General features: G+C 35.0%; 15 protein-coding genes and 2 riboswitches. Of the genes, 2 read left to right on the top strand and 13 right to left on the bottom strand.

Going from position 1 to position 19,225, the window contains the following annotated elements:
* Positions 1-27: 27 nt before the first annotated feature.
* Positions 28-193: riboswitch (M-box (ykoK) riboswitch) on the bottom strand.
* 3 nt (positions 194-196) lie between these two features.
* Complete coding sequence (mgtE, locus tag ACK4M9_RS04280; RefSeq protein WP_409848328.1) at positions 197-1,564, bottom strand: magnesium transporter; 1,368 nt, start codon at positions 1,562-1,564, stop codon at positions 197-199.
* A 262-nt stretch (positions 1,565-1,826) separates the two neighbouring features.
* Positions 1,827-1,994, bottom strand: a riboswitch (M-box (ykoK) riboswitch).
* Between the two features lie 234 nt (positions 1,995-2,228).
* Here mgtE and ACK4M9_RS04275 point away from each other — a divergent pair.
* Both ACK4M9_RS04275 and ACK4M9_RS04270 read left to right on the top strand, forming a co-directional pair.
* Complete coding sequence (locus tag ACK4M9_RS04275) at positions 2,229-3,137, top strand: WD40/YVTN/BNR-like repeat-containing protein (protein ID WP_409848326.1); 909 nt, start codon at positions 2,229-2,231, stop codon at positions 3,135-3,137.
* Between the two features lie 21 nt (positions 3,138-3,158).
* Positions 3,159-3,611 carry a flavodoxin gene (locus tag ACK4M9_RS04270; protein WP_409848324.1) on the top strand — a complete coding sequence of 151 codons (453 nt, stop codon included), beginning with the start codon at positions 3,159-3,161 and terminating at the stop codon, positions 3,609-3,611.
* A 254-nt stretch (positions 3,612-3,865) separates the two neighbouring features.
* On the opposite strand, the gene ACK4M9_RS04265 is transcribed toward ACK4M9_RS04270, so the two are convergent.
* The 12 genes from ACK4M9_RS04265 to ACK4M9_RS04210 all read right to left on the bottom strand — a co-directional run bounded on the left by ACK4M9_RS04265 (position 3,866) and on the right by ACK4M9_RS04210 (position 19,030).
* Entirely contained in the window at positions 3,866-4,018 is a 153-nt protein-coding gene (locus tag ACK4M9_RS04265; protein ID WP_409848322.1) for a FeoB-associated Cys-rich membrane protein, read from the bottom strand.
* Positions 4,019-4,027: 9 nt separating this feature from the next.
* Positions 4,028-6,022 (bottom strand): ferrous iron transporter B, encoded by a 1,995-nt coding sequence (gene feoB / locus ACK4M9_RS04260; protein WP_409848320.1) that lies wholly within the window; start codon positions 6,020-6,022, stop codon positions 4,028-4,030.
* Positions 6,023-6,140: 118 nt separating this feature from the next.
* Positions 6,141-6,413 carry a FeoA family protein gene (locus tag ACK4M9_RS04255; protein ID WP_409848318.1) on the bottom strand — a complete coding sequence of 91 codons (273 nt, stop codon included), beginning with the start codon at positions 6,411-6,413 and terminating at the stop codon, positions 6,141-6,143.
* A gap of 53 nt (positions 6,414-6,466) precedes the next feature.
* Complete coding sequence (locus ACK4M9_RS04250; protein WP_409848316.1) at positions 6,467-7,375, bottom strand: hypothetical protein; 909 nt, start codon at positions 7,373-7,375, stop codon at positions 6,467-6,469.
* Positions 7,376-7,391: 16 nt separating this feature from the next.
* On the bottom strand, positions 7,392-9,926 hold the full coding sequence (locus ACK4M9_RS04245) for a cytochrome c3 family protein (protein WP_409848711.1): 2,535 nt from the start codon (positions 9,924-9,926) through the stop codon (positions 7,392-7,394).
* 240 nt (positions 9,927-10,166) lie between these two features.
* Positions 10,167-11,438, bottom strand: a complete 1,272-nt coding sequence (locus ACK4M9_RS04240) for a cytochrome c3 family protein (RefSeq protein WP_409848314.1) — start codon at positions 11,436-11,438, stop codon at positions 10,167-10,169.
* Between the two features lie 21 nt (positions 11,439-11,459).
* Positions 11,460-12,440, bottom strand: a complete 981-nt coding sequence (locus tag ACK4M9_RS04235; protein ID WP_409848312.1) for a 6-bladed beta-propeller — start codon at positions 12,438-12,440, stop codon at positions 11,460-11,462.
* Between the two features lie 22 nt (positions 12,441-12,462).
* Entirely contained in the window at positions 12,463-13,125 is a 663-nt protein-coding gene (locus ACK4M9_RS04230) for a tetratricopeptide repeat protein (RefSeq protein ID WP_409848310.1), read from the bottom strand.
* A gap of 9 nt (positions 13,126-13,134) precedes the next feature.
* Entirely contained in the window at positions 13,135-13,776 is a 642-nt protein-coding gene (locus tag ACK4M9_RS04225; RefSeq protein WP_409848308.1) for a tetratricopeptide repeat protein, read from the bottom strand.
* 16 nt (positions 13,777-13,792) lie between these two features.
* Positions 13,793-14,560 (bottom strand): cytochrome c3 family protein, encoded by a 768-nt coding sequence (locus ACK4M9_RS04220; RefSeq protein WP_409848306.1) that lies wholly within the window; start codon positions 14,558-14,560, stop codon positions 13,793-13,795.
* Positions 14,557-15,120 (bottom strand): hypothetical protein, encoded by a 564-nt coding sequence (locus ACK4M9_RS04215; RefSeq protein ID WP_409848304.1) that lies wholly within the window; start codon positions 15,118-15,120, stop codon positions 14,557-14,559. The genes ACK4M9_RS04220 and ACK4M9_RS04215 overlap by 4 nt, the downstream gene beginning before the upstream one ends.
* Before the next feature lie 286 nt (positions 15,121-15,406).
* Positions 15,407-19,030, bottom strand: a complete 3,624-nt coding sequence (locus ACK4M9_RS04210) for a hypothetical protein (protein WP_409848302.1) — start codon at positions 19,028-19,030, stop codon at positions 15,407-15,409.
* Positions 19,031-19,225 lie beyond the last annotated feature (195 nt).

The following is a 19,225-nucleotide window of genomic DNA, read 5'->3' as shown; positions in this document are numbered from 1 at the left end:
GTACAACACAATAGGCAAAAAACGTTATTTTCCCTCCGTTCGTAGAGCTATAGCACTGTGTGGCATAGGAATAAATTCCAGCTACATTAAAAACTACCTTAATCGATAGTTCCTGTTGACCCATTGGCGTCTCTCGACATTTCTGGGCAGTAGCGTATCTCCGACACAGAAGCCTCACCTAACGAAGCATATATTTTTATTGTGGAATATAATCAAGTAATGCAGTAGCTATTGTGAAATAAATAAGTAATCCCATAATATCATTAATCGTTGTAATAAATGGACCTGATGCAATGGCTGGATCGATTTTCAACTTTTTAATAATTAATGGAACCGTTGCTCCTACCATTGTTGAAAAGCTTAACGTAAAGAATAAAGATACTCCTACAATTCCCGCTAAAATAATTCCACCTTCATATAAGAAAGGAATAACAATTATTAAAGTAATAGCAGAAACTACCCCTAACATAATACCTGTTCCAAATTCGCGTCGAAGCATTTTCCCTATAGATTTCTTTTCGATTGAACCTACTGCTAACCCACGAACTACTACCGCTAATGCCTGAGTCCCTGTATTACCAGCAGAATCCATAATTAACGGAATAAAGGCAGCTAATACAATGACTTCTGCTAATGTATCTTCAAAGCCACCAATAACTTCTGCTGTAACTAAACCTAAGAACATTAAAATAATAATCCAAGGTGAACGCTTTAAACCTGCAGAGAACCAAGAAACATTTGTATCAATAGATCCACGAACGGCAGAAATTTCTCCGAAGTCTTCTTCTGTTTCTTCTTCAACAACGTCCATAATATCGTCGACCGTTACAATTCCAACAAGTTTTCCTTGTGCTGTTACCGGAACCGCAAGAAAGTCGTACTTTCTCATTATTCTTGCGACCTCTTCTTGGTCCGTATGGGTTTCTACAGCTCTTACGCGCGTCAACATTATCTCATCAATTTTTTGCTCTAAATTTGCAACAATCAAATCTCTAAGGGAAACAACTCCTACTAGTTTAAGCTGTTCATCTACGACATATAAATAATAGATCGTCTCCGCCTCTGGTGCTTCGACTCGTAGACGCCCCATGACATTGGCTACAGTGTCTGAAGAAGAAACGGAGATATACTCAGTGGTCATTATTGCCCCAGCTGTTTGATCATCGTATTTAAGTAATTGAACTACTTCTTCTGCCTCTGCGCTATCCATCTTACTAAGATATAATTCTTTCGTACTTTCTGGAAGCTGTGCAAAAAAGTCAGCAATATCATCATAAGGCATATGATTAATCATATCGATAGCATAGTTTTGTTGTAATTCTGCAATATAAAGTTTCTGTTTAGGAAACTCTAGATCCTGGAAAATATCTGCAAACTCTTCAGGTTTGACGAACTTATAGATAATCCCTCTTTGTTTTTTTGTTGCAATATTTAAAATGTCTTTTTGATCTGTTGGGTGTAATTCAAAAAATAACTCCCGGAAATCATTCATATTTTGGTCAATAAGTGTTTGAATGATTTGTTTTGTATACGTTTCACGGTTTTGTTGGTCTAATTTTACCATGATGCTTACCTCCTGATTAGGAATTCAGCATTACTAACACCTGGGATGTAGAAATGGAATTCCACTTATTCTTAATAGTAATGTGTATTAATTTCGTTTGTTTTATTAATAAATTATTTGTACTATCCGGGTCACTATCCATTTCCCCACCTCCAGTTTTATTAAACGTAAAAAAACACCTTCACGAATGAAGGTGCTTTAAGCACAACAAAAATAACGATGTTCTGCCCTTGATAAAACAATAGACAAAACAAAAAACGTTCTTTTCCCTCCATTCGTAGAGCTTTAGCACTGTGCGGCATAGGAATTTATTCCAGCTACGTTAAAAACCACCTTAATTCGATGGTTCCTGTTGACCCATTGGCGTCTTTCGACATTTTTGGGCAGCAGCATATCTCCAGCACAGGAGCCTCACCTAACGAGGTATTTAATTCACTATTAAAATTATCTTAATCATTCCGATTTGTCAATAGATAAATAGTTTTTTATATTTTTATTTAATGTAAGCAACGATATTATTTATTTTTTTATATTCTAAAAATTTGAGCGTTTTTTTTTAAAATCGCTCTTAAAATTATAATTGACAACAATTATCATCATCAATTAAAATGATAACGTAGTTGAAAATGATTATCAATATCATGGTGTTTCCAGGAGGTATAACATGCTAATTTCTCAATGTTTGTCAGGTGCCACTGCTGTTACTATAGCTCTCAATGGTGACTATATTCTAGCTGTAAATAGCGGAATTATATTAGTTAAAAAGAATGGTATACAGAAACAATTATTAAAGCTAGATCATCGCATTTTAGACTTAACATTTAATGAGGCTATCGTTTATGGAGTTGGTGATAACGGAATTTTTATTCGTAGCACCGATTACGGATGTACTTGGGAAATGACAACTTTACCTACAAGTGGTTCGATATGGAGTATTTGCGCAAACAATGACGGCACTGTTGTAACCCACGGGAACAATGTCCTATTTCTTTCCTCTGATTTCGGTAAGACTTGGAAAACATTGCATCCTTTTCAAAGTTTACTAGGTAATAAACCATCAATTCGTTCAATTTTTTTAGATGGTCAATATGTGTACGTTGGCACAAAAGTGCATAAACAGCATGGCGGAATTTGGAGAATTGATTTGCAACATTCTGAGATGGTCCGAATTAAAAGAGATACAAGAATGGTTGCCGCTATTTTAAAACACAATCAATTCATTGTTTCTGCTACAGGAACTTGTAAAGGCTTCAAAGGAACTGTGGAGTATTGTCACGAATCCATTTCAAGCTCCAAAAAATATCAATGGGAAACCTGTGAGAGTGATTGCAAGGAGCGCTGTTACTTAGACTTATCTACAAGTGATGGCTTCCTGTATACATCTACTTCTCAAGATGAAAACGGTGTTGGAAAAGTTTCGAGAGTATACTTAGATGAGAACAAAATTGTCCCATGCGCCATTGTTCATGGGCATGGCTGGCGCGTTTCAAATCAACAAAATGAATTTCTAGTGGCTGGCCTCTATACATCCCTATACTCAAATTCAGAATACCAACACCTTATTCAACATTAAACAATCGGGGAGGAATTTTTAATGAGCAAAGTATTATTAGTCTATGCAAGTATGACAGGTAACACCGAAGAAATGGCAAACTTAGTTGAAAAGGGGCTTCAAACTGAAGGTGTAACAGTAGACAAAAAAGATGTCATTGACGTTGATTTAAGTACTCTAGAAGAATATGAAAACATCATCTTAGGTGCCTATACATGGGGTGAAGGTGCTTTACCTGACGAGTTTCTTGATTTATATGACGACATGGAAACAATCGATTTAAGCGGTAAAACGTTTGCAGTTTTTGGTACAGGTGATTCAGGTTATGCGATTTATTGTGGTGCCGTTGACCTTTTAGAAGATGTAATTAAAGAAAAAGGTGGAAAGCTTGCGTTAGAAGGATTAAAAGTAGAAAATTGCCCTGAAGGTGAAGATGAAGATCGCTCTATTCAGTTCGGTGTAGATTTTGCAAAAGCTTTAAAAGTAATGGGGTAAATTTAATGAATTTTTTACTTGAGCTACCATACTTGCAGTTGTATCTCAAGTATTATTACAGTTAAAAGAAAATGAAGAAAAAGAACTACTGAAAAATTAAGCCGATTTTTCAATAGTTCTTTTTTAATGGTAAGCAATATACTATCGCATTCTTTACATTACATATTATTAAATTACTTTAACTATCTTCAGAATGCTACTGGTAACCTACCTTAACATCTTCTCTATGTGAATTCCAAATTATGAATGTTGTTCTACTTGCGAGTGTCACAACAATTACTTTTGCTCGCTTCACTGTATGATGAACACCCAACACATTTAGCTCCCTTTTTCTTTTCGCTAATAATCTTTGCTATTGCAGCACCTACGATTACTAAAATAACTAGAAATACAATTATATTTGCCATAGTTCCCTCCTAAGCACTTAACGCTAACTTTCGTTGGGCTTTTTCATCACCTTTTTTCATAAGATATACAACATAACCAACCAATACAACGACACCAATTAACCCTGGAACAAAACCACTACCAAAAGCACCCGTTGTAATCAAAGTTCCTACTTGATAAGTAATAAATGCCACTACATAACCCATTCCGAATTGGAACGCAATACCACCCCATAACCACTTCCTATTCTCCATCTCAGAGTTCATCGCACCAATAGCAGCAAAGCACGGTGGTGTAAACAAATTAAACACTAGGTATGCTAATGCAGCTACAGAACTTAAACCCATAATGCTTGCAACGCTTGCTCCATCACCTACTAGTGCAAATTCTTCAGGATTAATAAAGTTTGTAATTGAGTATACTACTGCTAGTGTACCAACTACGTTCTCTTTAGCGATAAAGCCAGTAATTGCAGCTGCTGCTAGTTGCCATGCACCAAAACCTAATGGTATTAATAAAATAGCAAATGGTGATGCGATACTTGCTAGAATGCTTGTTCCTTCCGCACCTTCAGCAACGACTTCAAATTTCCAGTTAAATGTCTGTAAAATATGAACTACTGCGCTACAAATAAGTATGATTGTACCAGCCTTAACAATAAAAGCTTTCCCTCTTGAAAGCATAGATTTAGTAGCTCTTTTAATATTCGGGAGGCTATATTCAGGCAACTCCATAATGAAAAATGATTTTGTATGTTTCTCACCTGTTATTCTTACTACGATTAGTGCTCCTACAATGATTATTAAAATACCCATAAAGTACATTGTAGTACCCACCCATGCTGCATCATTAAAAAACACACCTGCAAATAAAGCGATAACAGGTAATTTTGCTCCACATGGCATAAAAGTTGTTAGCATGGCCGTAGTTCTTCTTTGCCTTTCATTTTTAATGGTTCTCGTTGCCATAACACCTGGTATACCGCAACCAGTACCAATAATCATAGGGATAATTGATCTACCTGATAAACCTACTCGTTTGAAAAAACGATCCCAAACAACCGCAACACGAGCCATGTAACCACAATCTTCAAGTAATGCCAGCATGAAAAATAATACCATGATAAGTGGTAAGAAACCTAAAACTGCTCCAACTCCACCAATAATACCATCTAGTAACAGCGCTGCAAGTACAGGTGAAACTTCTTCACCAAGTAATCCTTCAGTCCAACCATAGAATGCATCTATCCAACCAACAAACGTTTCAGCTAAGATCGGTCCAACATGAGTCTGTGAGATAGAGAATACTGCCCACATAACTATTGCAAAAATTGGAATCCCCAACCATTTATGTGCTAATACTCTATCAGCTATATCTTGCTTCGTTTGAATATTACCACTCATTTGTCTAACTTCTACTTTTGAAACAATGCCTTTAACAAACTCATATCGTTTTTTGTCAGATGCTTCTACTGAGCTTTTATCTGCCATATTTAAACCTTTACTATCAAATGGTGCTGTTTGGTTTTTACCTTTCACCTCCACTACTTTGCAGAAAAGGTTTTCTAAACCATCGCTCGTCGTTGATACTGTTTTCACAACAGGACAACCCAATTGTTCAGATAATTTATCGACATCAATCATTGTCTTTTTCTTCTTTGATAAGTCACTTTTGTTTAATGCAACAACAACTGGAATGCCTAGTTCAAGAAGCTGAGTTGTAAAGAACAAACTTCTGCTTAAATTGGTTGCATCAAGAATGTTAATAATTACATCTGGTTTTTCACTTTTTACGAAGTCCCTCGTAATATGTTCCTCTGAAGTAAAAGGTGACATTGAATATGCCCCTGGAAGGTCTACTACTCTAATATTTTCCGATGACTTATTAAGATTTTTCTTAATTTCCCCTTCCTTTTTATCAATCGTTACACCTGCCCAGTTACCTACACTCTCATTCCTACCAGTGATTGCATTAAATAACGTAGTTTTTCCACTATTTGGATTTCCTGTCAGTGCTACTCGCATTATATATTCCTCCATATTTATTAAATTGTTTGCTTAGCCAAGTTTTTGTTAATAATAATTTCATAGAAGTTTCTAAAAAATTCGTCCTAAAAGTTAGTGGTGTCTAAGATTAATAAAACTAGTTTGTAATGATCGTTTCAGCTAAATCTTTATCAATACTGTACCTTGCATCCTTTATAGAAATAACATAGTTTTCAGCTAGGATAGAAAGAATTGTTACTATTTCCCCTTCGTAACATCCTAATGTAAATAAAAAATTCTTAAGTTCTTCATCATTGGTCCTAACTTCTTTAATGATGTATTCTTTGTTAATCTTCGCGTTTGCCAAGGTAGTTCCTTCACTACTGCATCTTTCCATAGTTGTCATAAATCCAAATAACTTTTTAAACATCTAATCCCCCCAAAAGAATTATAGTCTCTTTTAATCCAACGCTAATACTTCTTTCAGTCTGCTGCTTCACGTTCTAATTCAATTTCGATTTCCTCTAACTGATCGTAATGATTTTCTATTAAGATGTCTTCTGTATCTACATTTGGTCTATCGGTATTAATTCTAACCACTATCTCCTCGCTAAGTTCGGAATAGTTATTGGAAGTATCTATTGCCTGTACGGTGTACGAAAACTCTATTTCATTTTCTTCATCATTAACAAAAAAATCTAAAAAGAAGAGCTCATTGGTAAACCCTAATTCAATTCCATTTCGATAGACTAAGTACCCTTTAATACCGAAGTTATCAAAGGATGGGTCCCACATAAACGTAATATAGTCTAAGGAAACATCGACCTCATTAATTATAGGTATAGACGGAATAAGGTAATCTACTACCTTATCAAATTCACACTTATTCCAATAAAAGTCAGTCAGCTCATTAGAATTATCTGCTAAAAAGTTTGTTATTTCTTTTTCATGTGCATAACCTATGAAATAAGGAATGTCTTTATTAACTTTTACAAAATCTGTTAGATTTACGCCTTGCCATCCTTCTTGATTAGAGTAGAAAAGTGCTTCTCCTAATACATCTCCGGGATCTCCAAATCCATTATCACTATAGATTTTAATTACTGCCTTTCCAGGTGCAGAACTGAAAAATTGGATTTTAGTTACTTCAAGATCTTCATTAGGTACCCAGCGATATATCCCTTCTATTTCGCCAATTTGTACAACTCCACTTTGAGGCTTTGCATCTCGATTTACTCCTGTCTTAGGTAATTCCGTTTCATCAGTAAAAATCCTAATCATAGGGGCAACTTTATGTTGGGACACATTGTCTATTTTAAAAACCGCTTCTACCTTAGAGCCTATAAAGAAAATTCCCAGCACAAATGTAAAGAATATAATTTTCTGATACATACTTTGTCAATCTCCTTTAATGACAATTCCCATTTGTTCCGCATGTCTTTTTATCTGACCAATCTCCATCAGGCGGATACAAGATCCTGGTATTTGTACTAGTTCGATATTTTTGGTAAGGGGCTGGGTCTTCCGTTGTTACTAATAAGGCAGGGAGTCTCCCAATTCCATGAGGTACTGCGGAATGACATTGAGCACAAGCCACACGATGTTTGTTAATATTATGGAGATTAATATTTTTGTTTCTACCCCAGAACCTTGTTTTTCCTTGATTATTTCCGCCAGTGCCATATGAGCGTGGGTCGTGGCATGTTAAACACAGGTTGTTGCTATCCATACCTTTCGTTCTCTCATTAAAAGGTTGCTTTAAGAGTTTAAGATTTTGCGAACCGTGGACACCCTCGTGATTGTTTATGGAAGAACTACCGTGACAGTCTGTACAAAACATTGGGCTGTCCGCTGTCCACCCATTAATATAGCTACCAAAGCCACTGGTTTGATATTCAGATACATTGTGGTGTCCAGAGAGATTTTCAGGATGAAATTCTTTTGCCGTATTTGTACTTACTGTATCAACTGGTTTTTCATTATATGATGAATGACAAACAAAACAAAGCTGATACTCATAATCTATGGACGATCTTAATGCATAAGTGACAGGCTGGGTAAATGGTTCAACTCCATACTCCACCTTTACCCCAGGAACAGCTTCTAAACTACCTACTGCGTATCTTGGTGTTGTTCTCATACCGTTTCCAGCATGGGGATTATGGCAACTACTACAACTCATTTCACCATCAGGAGAAACTTCAGTTCCTTTTACAGGGTGAAAAGCAACATTACCACTTGAAAAATCCACCATTGTATTATATCGACTACCAGTACCATTATGGCAAGTCAAACATACTTGAGCCTCAGAAGCGTTAGTTAGTAATCTCTCATTACTACCTTGATGTGATATATGACAAGAACTACAAGCATTTGTATTTTCTGAATAACTATGATGAGGATGGTTTAATTCATCAATAAAGTTTGGCACCCCTCTAATGTGTCTAGTCTGTATAGACTCTAACCCTCTATAATCAACAGCTGTAACTCGATAAAAGTACAGTTGATTATTTTGCAAGTTTTCGTCATGATAAAAATTTGTAGTTACCAGTTCATGATTTATTTTTCTATAAACTCCATACTCTTCTCGCTCACTTCGATAAATGTTGTAGCCGAGAACATCTGGCCTTGAGACTAACCATGAAATTTTTAATGCTTCGCCTTTTGAAGTAGGCTCAACCGTTAGCCCAAGAGGCACTTCTGGAGCCCTTGGTAAGTCTAAATACACTTCATCAAAATTAACTTGAACTTCAGCATTTGCTTGAACATTTGTTTCAATCCAAGCCATAAATCGAAGTTCGTACGTGCCAGATTGATTAAAATGCCTTGTGATATCTAAATTCTCAACTATTTCATATGTTTCCATATCCCTAGTGGTCGTATCTTGCCAAATTCTTACCCAAGAACTATCTGGTCTAACAATATCTACCCATATCTGTTGACGTCTCGCATTAACATTCTTATAGTTCTTCTTCCATGCAAAACTTAGTAATACTGGGTCTCCATTTGGTATAACATTAAGTTTACGTTGATAAATACCTGTTCTCGCACGTTTATTTGAGCCTTTTAGTTCAACCTTGACAGAACCACCTTTACTATCAAAACTCTGATCACCGTTGTTAATTAAACCGTTGTAACCTTCGAAATCAAACTTAACTGTTGATTCATCCCAGTTATTTGAAATAGTTTGATAAGAACTATACCCCCAATATTTTAAATCTTTAATAAATTGATGATTTTTGATGGCGTTATTCCCAATTTTTTCACCAATAGTCAAATAGGATAACGCATACGTTAGTGGTGATTCTAAATCAAACTCATTTACAGCACTTATTCGATAATGAGGAAGATTACTATCACTCTCCGTATTTTCTAATGAAATGCTTTCTTCTTGAACTAACTGTTCATTTAATTTTCGATAGTTCACCTCATCATAACTAACGTAAAGATTATATCCTGCTAAATTCTCTTCCTCATTTTTATTCCATTGAAAATATAAGGTTTTATAGTCATCATCCAACTTTAATTCAAACCCTGTAGGCATTGCTGGATGCTGTTTTTCTGCAATTGCTTCAAGATTAACAGATGGCTCTGACTTATTCCCCATAAAATCAACAGATATAATTCTGTAAAAATATTTCGTTCCTTCTTCAACCGCACGATCCACATAACTGCTTCCTTGAATTGGCAACTCTAATATTTTTTCGAAATTAAGATTATCAATGCTTTTATATATATAATATCGTACCGTAGGAGAAGACGGCTCCCAGCTAAGTTTAAGTGATTTTCCATCACCTAGATTTTCGATAATGAAGTTTGATGGTGGGGACAAGTTTTCAAACGTACTATTTGCCTTGATAAAATTAGTTGGTGATACTACTATCTGTGCTGTTATTAAGCAAACTAAGAGAATTAATTTCGCTGGAAGACTTCTTGCTATCATCAAAGCCTCACCCCCTTAACGTCATTTGATTTCATTTTCCCATTGTCTTGTCTAGCATATAGATAAAATAGGAAACTACATAAAAAGAAAAATAGGGCAATAGTAAAAACAAGGTTATCACATATATCAGAAGTGTCAGCAGATTATCTACATAGTTACTCCCAATGATAAAAAGGTAGGAAATTGCAAGAGTAAAACTGGTAATTCCAACGTACATTGTCATCTTCTTTATAGTCTTCATTATTTTTGATGACACTCTTGACACATCCCTAAATTATCTGTACGTTTTAGCATTGTTGAATTTCCATTACCGTAATTAGACTTTTGTGTGCCAACTTTTGCTGTGCCATGACCATAGTGACAAGTAATACATGTTAATGTACTATTTTCGTATTGTGGGCTTTTACTATTATTAGGATTATTATTATTTAAATTAAAAGGATTTTCTAAAGGTAACATAGTTGTTAATCGCTCTACTTTATTTCCTTGTTTATATAGTAGATTAACATCTGTTGGGTGGACGTAGATCCCGTTGTTTGCTACGTTTCCAGTACTACTACCTTTATGAAAATCACCATGACATTGCGAACAAAAACTACTCATCCCTGATTTATAGCGCGCCTTTTCCTCTAATCCATTCACATTCACTGCGTACGCCTCAACTACTACATTAGGGTTAATATCTTTTAATAATCGGTAATTGTTATTATTAATATGCCCCTGATGACACGAAGTACAACTCATTTGCCGATTACCACTAATACTATCGCCTGGTGCTTTATGAGCATCCATATAAGAATGCGCAGATGTTGCCTTCCCCCCGTGCGGGCCATTGGCTTTTGCTGCCGTACCGAACCTGCCTGATTTTTCCGTACCAGTTGTTATTGGTCCTGCCAATGATGCTGTAAGACTACCATTACGACTTACAACTCCTCCCCAATCTGCTGCATACCTACTGCCACCTAAACCTGCTGTATGGCATGTTGCACATAGAGCTCGTACTGAGCTTGCTGCATTTAATTTGGGTCCAACTGCTTTATGTGTAATATGACAACTTTTACATGTATTTGTGTTACTTACATAGTTACCATGGGCATTTTCGGCTGTAGAACCACCTGTCCCAATAAAGACATTTACTCTTTTTAAAGTTTCTTGAACCGCGGCATTTCTAACATTATGTTTAGTTTTAGTTAACTCCCGTTGGTAATTTGCATCCCGGACTTCAAAATAAACAATACTTGCCGGTCTAAATCCATTTCCATTATTCGTATCTTTTGCAACAGCAAAACCATTTTCTCTTTTTGGAATTGATATTTCTATCCACTCATCACCATTTAAAGTTCGAAACAATCTATCACCTTGTTGAAACTCCCACTTAAGGTGAACATTGAAGTTATTTTTATTTGCTTCTTGCCATACCTCAACAGAACTTGGTTTTGCATGGGCAACATTTTCGATAAAAAAACAGATAAAAAATATAGTCAACACTCTCGTTAACATTCTCTTCATCATTTTTCCCCCTTCTTTAACTGCTCACATAGCAGGTGAAAACACTTGAATACGGTTATTCTCCCGATCTGCAATAAAAATTTTATTACCTTCCACTATGACTCCATTAGGGAAGTTTAAAAGTCCATCATCAGATCCTCTATCACCATATTCAAACATAGGCTCACCATTTAATTCAAAGAAACGAATTTGATTTGCTAACGTATCTACAACTATTAGCCGATTAAAACTATCAATGGCAATACCTCTTGGTAAGGCAAAATTCATGTTTTCATTTAAACTACCATCTATTTGGAATAAATAAGTTCCATTTCTCTCAAATACTTGGATTCTTCCATTATTTGAATCTGCTACATATATTCGTTCTTGACTATCTAATACTAAATCGTGAGGGTAAGAGAATTCCCCTTCTCCACTTCCAGGCCTACCAAAGCTAAAAAGTTCTTCACCTTTGTCATTAATTTCAATGATGCGATGCCCTGCTACATCAGTAAACATAATTGTATTATCTTTTGTCACTTTAATTCCTACTGGAGAGTATCTATTCTCTTTACTCTCCTTAACTAAAGTATGTGAATACGTTCCATTCATCTCAAAAGCTTGAATACTACCTAGCGTCGGTTCTGTAACATAAACGAAACCATTATGATAAGCTATACCAGCAGGCGCTAATAACTCCCCTTCTTCAGTGCCTGGTGAACCAATACTATACATATAAGTTCCTTTTGCGTCATAAACTTTAATTTGGCTGTCTCCATTATCTACAACATAAGAGTTTCCACTCGCATCTAAAGCTAGATTGAGTGGCATTTTCAACTCCAGTTCACTTCCCTCGTTATTACCGTAAGAGTATAAAAACGTCAAATCGCTTAATTCTCTATTGGCATTATAAGTTGGCAAAGTTTTAAATGGTGTTCTTGAATAGTCAAGAAAATAATAACTAAATGCTCCAACTATGCCACCTATTATGACTATTAACAAGATTACTAGATGTTTTACTTTCATTTTGAAATTTCTCCTTCATTCATCAGTGATACTTTACTGGTTGATAATTAGTAACTCCCAGTCTTCCAAGTCCCTCTAAAGCTTCATCATAATCTGGGATGAAGTTTACGCTTATTTTATAATGATCAATTGCCTCGTTGATCATCCCCATCCTTTCATATAACAAAGCTAAATCAAAATTTAAATCTGCCGAAAACGGAATAAGGTCCAACGCTTGTAATAGAACTTTCAAGGACTCTTCATAATTGCCCTTTTCTCTAAGTATAATTCCTAACGAATGAATGGCATGATCATGTAATGGTTCTAGCTCAATTACCTGTCTATATATATCTTCTGACTTATCTAGTAATCCATTCTCAAAATAAACAAAACCAAGTGCAAATAGAGCTTCTATGTTTGAAGGATCTTCTACAATTACCTTTTCTAGTTGCTTTATGGCATCTTCAAGTTTCCCTTGTTCAAAGTAATTCCAAGCTAATAAAATAGCATTACTTAGATCATTTGGGTTTATTAATAACCTTTCTTCATAGTACATTGCCTCTTTTTCTTTACTAGTTAGCATCTTTGATGATGAGTCTTCAAAAAAAGCTTTAACAACAAGAAAACAAAATCCTATTGTAAGTAAAGAAGCACCTATAACGATCGCTATCACTTGTATCTTTCCTAACCTTAAATCCCCATTCATTTAATTTCCTCACCTTTCTACAATTCTACTTAATAACTCTTGGGAGTTTAGATGCAATGGGTCAATACTTAAAGCGCGTTCTAATAGTATTTGAGAAGTATCAAATTCGCCATTTACAAATAAAATTAAACTTTTTAAATATATTGGTTCTGCAGAGGTTTTTAAAAGTTCTTCTGCTACTGAAACAGCTTCTATTGACCTTTCATATTCACCAATAGAGTAATAGACATGACCTAGACTTAGCCAAGCATCACCATTTGTGACATCAGTTTTAACAATTTCAGAAAAGTCTTCTATCGCTTTATCAAAGTCTCCTTTTTTAGCATTTAGCAACGCTCGATAATACTTCACTTTATTTAGATGGGGAAATTGTTCATCAGCATTCTCGACTATATATTCTATTTGTACTTCAGCATCTTCGAACTGGTTTTTCCTATAAAAGCCTTCCAGCAATGAAAGTCTTGCCTGAAGATCATTTGGGTCTTTTTTTATCGTTTCCATACTTTTGCGGTAATCTTTTTCATAATAAGTGGTTACATCATAATCATTCCATAAGACGATTTTTAAAATTAGTAATCCACTTGATACCACCACTAATATAATAAATGTTATAATTGCAAGACTCATTTTTTTACTAATTGATTTATTCATAATACTCCCCTCCTTGTTAAAAACCATGACAAATCGTACAATCAAAATTACCTTCTACGTTCGTTATTACTCCATCAACTTTTTTCTCTTTTTCGATATGAAAGCCGGATTCATGACAATCACTACATTGACCTTTATCAGGAAAAGGTAATCTAGTGAAATTACGAATGTTTATATCAATTTTTAACTTTTCTACTTTTAGATGATTAAATGTTGTAGCAGACCATTGAAATGGTTCTTCAAGCTTATGACAATCACTACATGTTTCGTTAATCATATTTACATGCTTTGTTTTGGCTTCACTTAAATGACACCGACTACATTCTTCACGGTAATTTTCTTCAATTAAGGTGCGATGTCCATCGTAATTGAAGACTCCACTAATCGAACCACCAAATCCTTGATGTTCAGTATGACAGTCAAAGCAAGACTGCAAATTTGCTGTTATCTCTAAATGAGCATCTTTTAATACGATATTCTTTGTATTTTCAATAAAATCGTTTTCTGTATGGCAACCTGAACACCGTTCATTACTAACTTGGTTTAGTGGCTTGTGGCAGTGTTGACATTGAATAATGACTTGATTATGTACAGAATGAAGTTCGCCAGGTGAATAAAATACAGTAGCTAACTTATTTAAGTCCCATGAACTTTCTATTTCTGTCATATCCTCATGTCTTTCAAACGTAATAGGTTCATCATTTAGCGAAAAGAACATGAAACAAACTAAAAAAAATCCTACTATAGAAAACAAGATTATTGCTTTAGTCGTCGTCCACTTCATAATCTTAAACCTCTATAATAGAATTCTGATACGACATGAAGAAGCGTTGTAACAGCAAACAAAACAGTCACTTGAACGTGGAAAAACTTCCAATTTTTCATTAAAGACGCTGACATAACCAAAAAATACAAATCATCTTCACCCGTAGCGCTATTTTCTTTTCCTAACCCTTTTAAATTCCTCTTTTCTTCTGATATTGTTTTTAGCATTTTACTTAACATATATCGGCCAATTATCCCACTTATAATCACTACCTCTAAAGCAATCAACGCTATACTTGGTATTAATGCTCGAAAATAAAACTCTGAGTGAATTAGAATAAGAAATGCCCCAATAGTTCCAGTCACTACATGGATATCAAGCCATGTTTTCATAGATGTTAAGGTTTTTAAATGTTTTTTTCGAAAGATATATCCTAAAGAAATGATGATCAAAACAGTACCTATAATACCGAAATGTACAACTGTATTTTTTGCAAAATAACCTCCAGTGGCTGTTATAAAAGCAAAAACGATTAAATTCAGAATGATCGAATAAATCACCCCTGTAAAAACTGCCATTCGTAGCACTCTATCACCCTACAATCACTTATTCTATGTTAATGTCATTAACAGCAAAAATGATAATCATTATCAAAAATCTATGAATTAATTATAAAAATAAGTAAATAAACGGTCAATGATATTTTTCACATTTATCTACATTTTTGCGTCATTTACACATTTTTATATATTCAAAAAAGAGGCATCAACATAAAGTAATTACAGTCACTAAGATACATACAAGAAAGTATCTTAGTGACATAAAACTTTATTGATGCCAAGAATATATATTAACTTATAGTATTTAGTTAAAAACTAGATAGTTGAATTCTATTACATCTCTCTTCTGAGATGTTCCTGGAAGCGTGTATTCAAATTTGACTTTCGTTGTACCAACTGTATTTCTCTGTGCTGTTACCTCATATTCTCCTTCTCCTAAATGCACTACATCAGAAACAACAGTACTACTATTCGCAGATAAATTTTCTTTAGTAACAGTTAATATTGGTTGGTTAAACGTATCTTTAATTTTAATTTTGAATGTAAACGGTTGGTTAGCAGTCAATACATTTGGGAATTCTACCACTTCTGTATTCGCTCTACTCGGTGTTTGAATATTGGTATCGGCTGCTACTGCAGAAATATTTTCAACTTGGAAGAAGTTGTTGTTATTTAGACCTAATCCTGTTATCCTAATCCAAATATTTTGATTTACAAATGCAGCAGTTGGTGTGGCAGTTATTGTATAAACACCTTCACTTGTTTCTTTAGAGCTATCAATTCTAATATTGTTATAGCCAGTTAAGATGCTATCTTCTAATCCCCCACGTAAATTTCCTTGTTCGTCTCGAACAGTTATTGAAAAAGTAAAACTTTCATTTACAACAAGCCCTGTAGGAAATTCTACTTCACTAGTACTAGCAGTCGGTGTATTAGCTCCAGATTGAATCGTATAGTTTCTAAGTTGAATAAAGTCTTGAGTATTCAATTGTAACCATAGATGTTCTGTTCTTGGTGATTGATTTCTAGTTGCTGTTACTGTGTATAAACCAGGTGTTGTTTCACTTTCAATAGCACTTGAAGATGTTGCATCTTTTACTCTAATTTGTGATGCTATGTTTGGTATTGGTTCCCCTTTTGCATCACGAATTGTAACTTGGAATGTAAAAGGTTGGTTTTGTAAAACTAGTCCTACTGGTTTTGCTACAGTACTAGTTAGAGCAAAAGGAGTTCCAATAGAAATAATAGGTTCGTTTTCATCTCCTTGTTCAACTGGTTGAACTGGTTGAACTGGCTTAGTAACTACTACTATATTGTTTAATCCAAAAACATCTACTCCATTAACTTCCACTCTAATTTGCTCATTAGAACTTTGTCGATTTCCAGTTAGCATTATTTGATACGTACCTGGAGACGTTTCTACTACGCTAGTAATGTTCGCATGCCCTTGTGGTGCCACAAATAAGTTTGGAGCGATTCCAGCAATTACATTACCACTAAAATCTCTAAGTGTAGCAGTTACTAAGAACGGCTCATTTACATAAACATTACCAATTGGACCTACAATAGTGCTCATCGAATAGTTTACTAATCCTGGTTCTCTCGGTGGATTTACTGCTATACCTCTTAATTCAATGAAGTCTGAGCCATCAATTGCTACTTTAAAGTTTTCCATTGCTCGTGCACGATTTCCAGTAAAGCTAACTTCGTAAACGCCATTCGCTTTTTCTTCCACTTTTCTTATATCTGCATGCCCTTGTGGTGCTGAAAAACGGTTAGCTGCAATTCCAGTTACAGGATCGGCGTTAAAATCTTTAATTGTCAATGTTATTATAAACGGTTCATTTACATAAATTGGTTGGACCTGTGCTTCCATTGAACTGTTCATGATATTTGGAACACCAGATTCTCTTGACCCAATGACAGGAACATCTTTAATTTCAACTAAATCCATTCCGTCAACAGCAATCTTAAATGATTCTTTATCCTTTTGACGATTGGTTCTTAATGTAATTTCATAAACTCCATTACCTAACTCTTTAACACCCATTAGTTCAGCGTGACCTTGTGGTGCTGTAAAACGACTTGGATCAATACCATTTACAGGATTACTTTGGATATCTCTTACAGTTACTTCAACTACAAAGTCTTCATTTACATAAATAGCCTCTGGTCTTGTCATTGTTGATGTTGCTGGGGATGGAATTCCAGGGCCTACAGGAGCCTTTATGTCTACTCGAATTTCAAAAAGTTGAATTCCATTCCACATTACTTTAAAATTCTCATTTTTAACTTGTTCATGGGTAATTTCTACTACATAAACCCCAGGGTGACCTTCTTTTTCAATAATAGAATACCAACCTTTATTTACTGACATTCTATCATCTTGGCCAGTTACTAGCTGATCATTTATATCTCTTAAAGTTACTTCAAACGTAAACGCTTCACGTACAAAAACATCACCAATTGGATGAGTATAAGATGTTTTTGAAATGCTTGGAATCCCTTCACCTTCACGTACTTTAAAATGTAAACTGCCTAATTGTACGACATTTATATTACTTGCTCTGTGAATTCTCAGATTGATAGATTTTGTTTCTGCTTTGTCCTTGCTATAAATAGCAGTAATTTGGTAGTTTCCAGATCCATTGTCTACTACTTCAACGATACTACCATCATTTAATGAAAATGTTGTTACACCCTCCATTGGGATGTTGTTCGTATCTCTGATCAGCACTTCAAAAGTATATTCTTCATTAATGAAAACTTCCCCAGGATGTTTTACAAGTTGGCTATTATGAAGACTTGGAACTTGTGCTTCTCTAAGTTGTTGCTTAGACGCTTCAACTAAAGTTGATTTAGCTGTAATACGGGAGAACAAACTGCTTCTTATGGTAGAACTACCTACTAAATTTACCTGAGCTCTAGCTGACTGTTCTAAAGCTTCAACATTTGCGAGTTCTAATAAAGTTGTAAGAGATACATTTTCATAGGCAACGACGGCTGCTGTTGCAATCTCTCTTTGATTAAATTCTTGTTTCTGCGCATCGACTAGTAATTTCTTAGCATCAATACGATTATTAAAGTCCCTTCTAGTTGTAGAACTTTTGACAAGATTGACTGCATTTCTAGCATCTAACTCAAGCTTTTCAGCAGTTGCAACTCTTGCCATAGTACTTATCGAGGCGTTTTCATAAGCTTTTACGGCAGCCTCTGCATTGAAGACGGTTCTAGCTGTTGTTACTTTATCTTTTGCTGTTTTTGTTTTATTTTGAAGCTGTGTTTTCTTCGTTCCATTTTTTAATTTAGCTACCGCTCTCTCTGCTGGTCGAACTAAGCTTTCCGCTTGCTCTAAATTAGCATTTCCAGTTAAATTGCGGCTTGCTGCTGCTTCTAATGCTTTTACTGCTGCTTCTGCATCGAAAACCGATCTTGCTGCTGTAATTTTGTCCTTAACAGTTGTTATCTTTCTTTGTAACTGTGTTTTCTTTGTTCCGCTTTTTAATTTGGCTACCGCTCTCTCTGCTGGTCGAACTAAACTTTCTGCTCTTTCTAGATTTGTTCTTGTAGTTAAGTTTCGGTTCGCTGCTGTTTCTAATGCCTTTACCGCTGCCTCCGCATCGAAAACTGATCTGGCGGTTGTAATTTTATTCTTTGCTGTAGTTGTTTTTTTCTGGAGCTGTGTCTTTGTTGTGCCATTCTTTAATTTTGCTACTTCTCTTTCAGCTGGACGTATCAATTGCTCTGCTCGCTCTAGATTAGTTTTTCTTGTTAAATCTCTTTTTGCTGCATTTTCTAAAGAAACAACTGCGGACTCTGCTTTCGTAACTTGATTACTACTTGCATGTGCAAAGTTTGGGAATAGCATAAAAAGAATTAATAAATAAGTGCCAATCGCTTTCCCTTGTTTTCTTACTAACGTGCTCATTCAAAAACCTCCCCATTTTCCTTTTTCTTTTTTCACTACAACAATTTTTGATTATCATTCTCATTTGAAATCGAGCAAAAAAAAGAAAGGAATTCTCTTCAAATTTTCATTGATAATGATTTTCAAAGTTATGTAGTACAATTTAATTATATTTAAGATTTTCCGAATGCAAATACCTTCGGAAAAATATGGTGG

Origin of the sequence: Anaerobacillus sp. (assembly GCF_046314235.1) — a bacterium.
In the GTDB taxonomy this organism is placed as follows: domain Bacteria; phylum Bacillota; class Bacilli; order Bacillales; family Anaerobacillaceae; genus Anaerobacillus.
Note: the sequence above shows the minus strand (reverse complement) of the source record. Positions and strands in the feature narration are given on the sequence as shown.

Coding starts and splice junctions, on each gene's coding strand:
- ACK4M9_RS04265 (WP_409848322.1), bottom strand. CDS start 4,018: ATGGCAAATATAATTGTATTTCTAGTTATTTTAGTAATCGTAGGTGCT.
- mgtE (WP_409848328.1), bottom strand. CDS start 1,564: ATGGTAAAATTAGACCAACAAAACCGTGAAACGTATACAAAACAAATC.
- ACK4M9_RS04255 (WP_409848318.1), bottom strand. CDS start 6,413: ATGTTTAAAAAGTTATTTGGATTTATGACAACTATGGAAAGATGCAGT.
- ACK4M9_RS04220 (WP_409848306.1), bottom strand. CDS start 14,560: ATGAAGTGGACGACGACTAAAGCAATAATCTTGTTTTCTATAGTAGGA.
- ACK4M9_RS04250 (WP_409848316.1), bottom strand. CDS start 7,375: ATGTATCAGAAAATTATATTCTTTACATTTGTGCTGGGAATTTTCTTT.
- ACK4M9_RS04240 (WP_409848314.1), bottom strand. CDS start 11,438: ATGATGAAGAGAATGTTAACGAGAGTGTTGACTATATTTTTTATCTGT.
- ACK4M9_RS04225 (WP_409848308.1), bottom strand. CDS start 13,776: ATGAATAAATCAATTAGTAAAAAAATGAGTCTTGCAATTATAACATTT.
- ACK4M9_RS04230 (WP_409848310.1), bottom strand. CDS start 13,125: ATGAATGGGGATTTAAGGTTAGGAAAGATACAAGTGATAGCGATCGTT.
- ACK4M9_RS04275 (WP_409848326.1), top strand. CDS start 2,229: ATGCTAATTTCTCAATGTTTGTCAGGTGCCACTGCTGTTACTATAGCT.
- ACK4M9_RS04235 (WP_409848312.1), bottom strand. CDS start 12,440: ATGAAAGTAAAACATCTAGTAATCTTGTTAATAGTCATAATAGGTGGC.
- ACK4M9_RS04245 (WP_409848711.1), bottom strand. CDS start 9,926: ATGATAGCAAGAAGTCTTCCAGCGAAATTAATTCTCTTAGTTTGCTTA.
- ACK4M9_RS04210 (WP_409848302.1), bottom strand. CDS start 19,030: ATGAGCACGTTAGTAAGAAAACAAGGGAAAGCGATTGGCACTTATTTA.
- feoB (WP_409848320.1), bottom strand. CDS start 6,022: ATGCGAGTAGCACTGACAGGAAATCCAAATAGTGGAAAAACTACGTTA.
- ACK4M9_RS04215 (WP_409848304.1), bottom strand. CDS start 15,120: ATGGCAGTTTTTACAGGGGTGATTTATTCGATCATTCTGAATTTAATC.
- ACK4M9_RS04270 (WP_409848324.1), top strand. CDS start 3,159: ATGAGCAAAGTATTATTAGTCTATGCAAGTATGACAGGTAACACCGAA.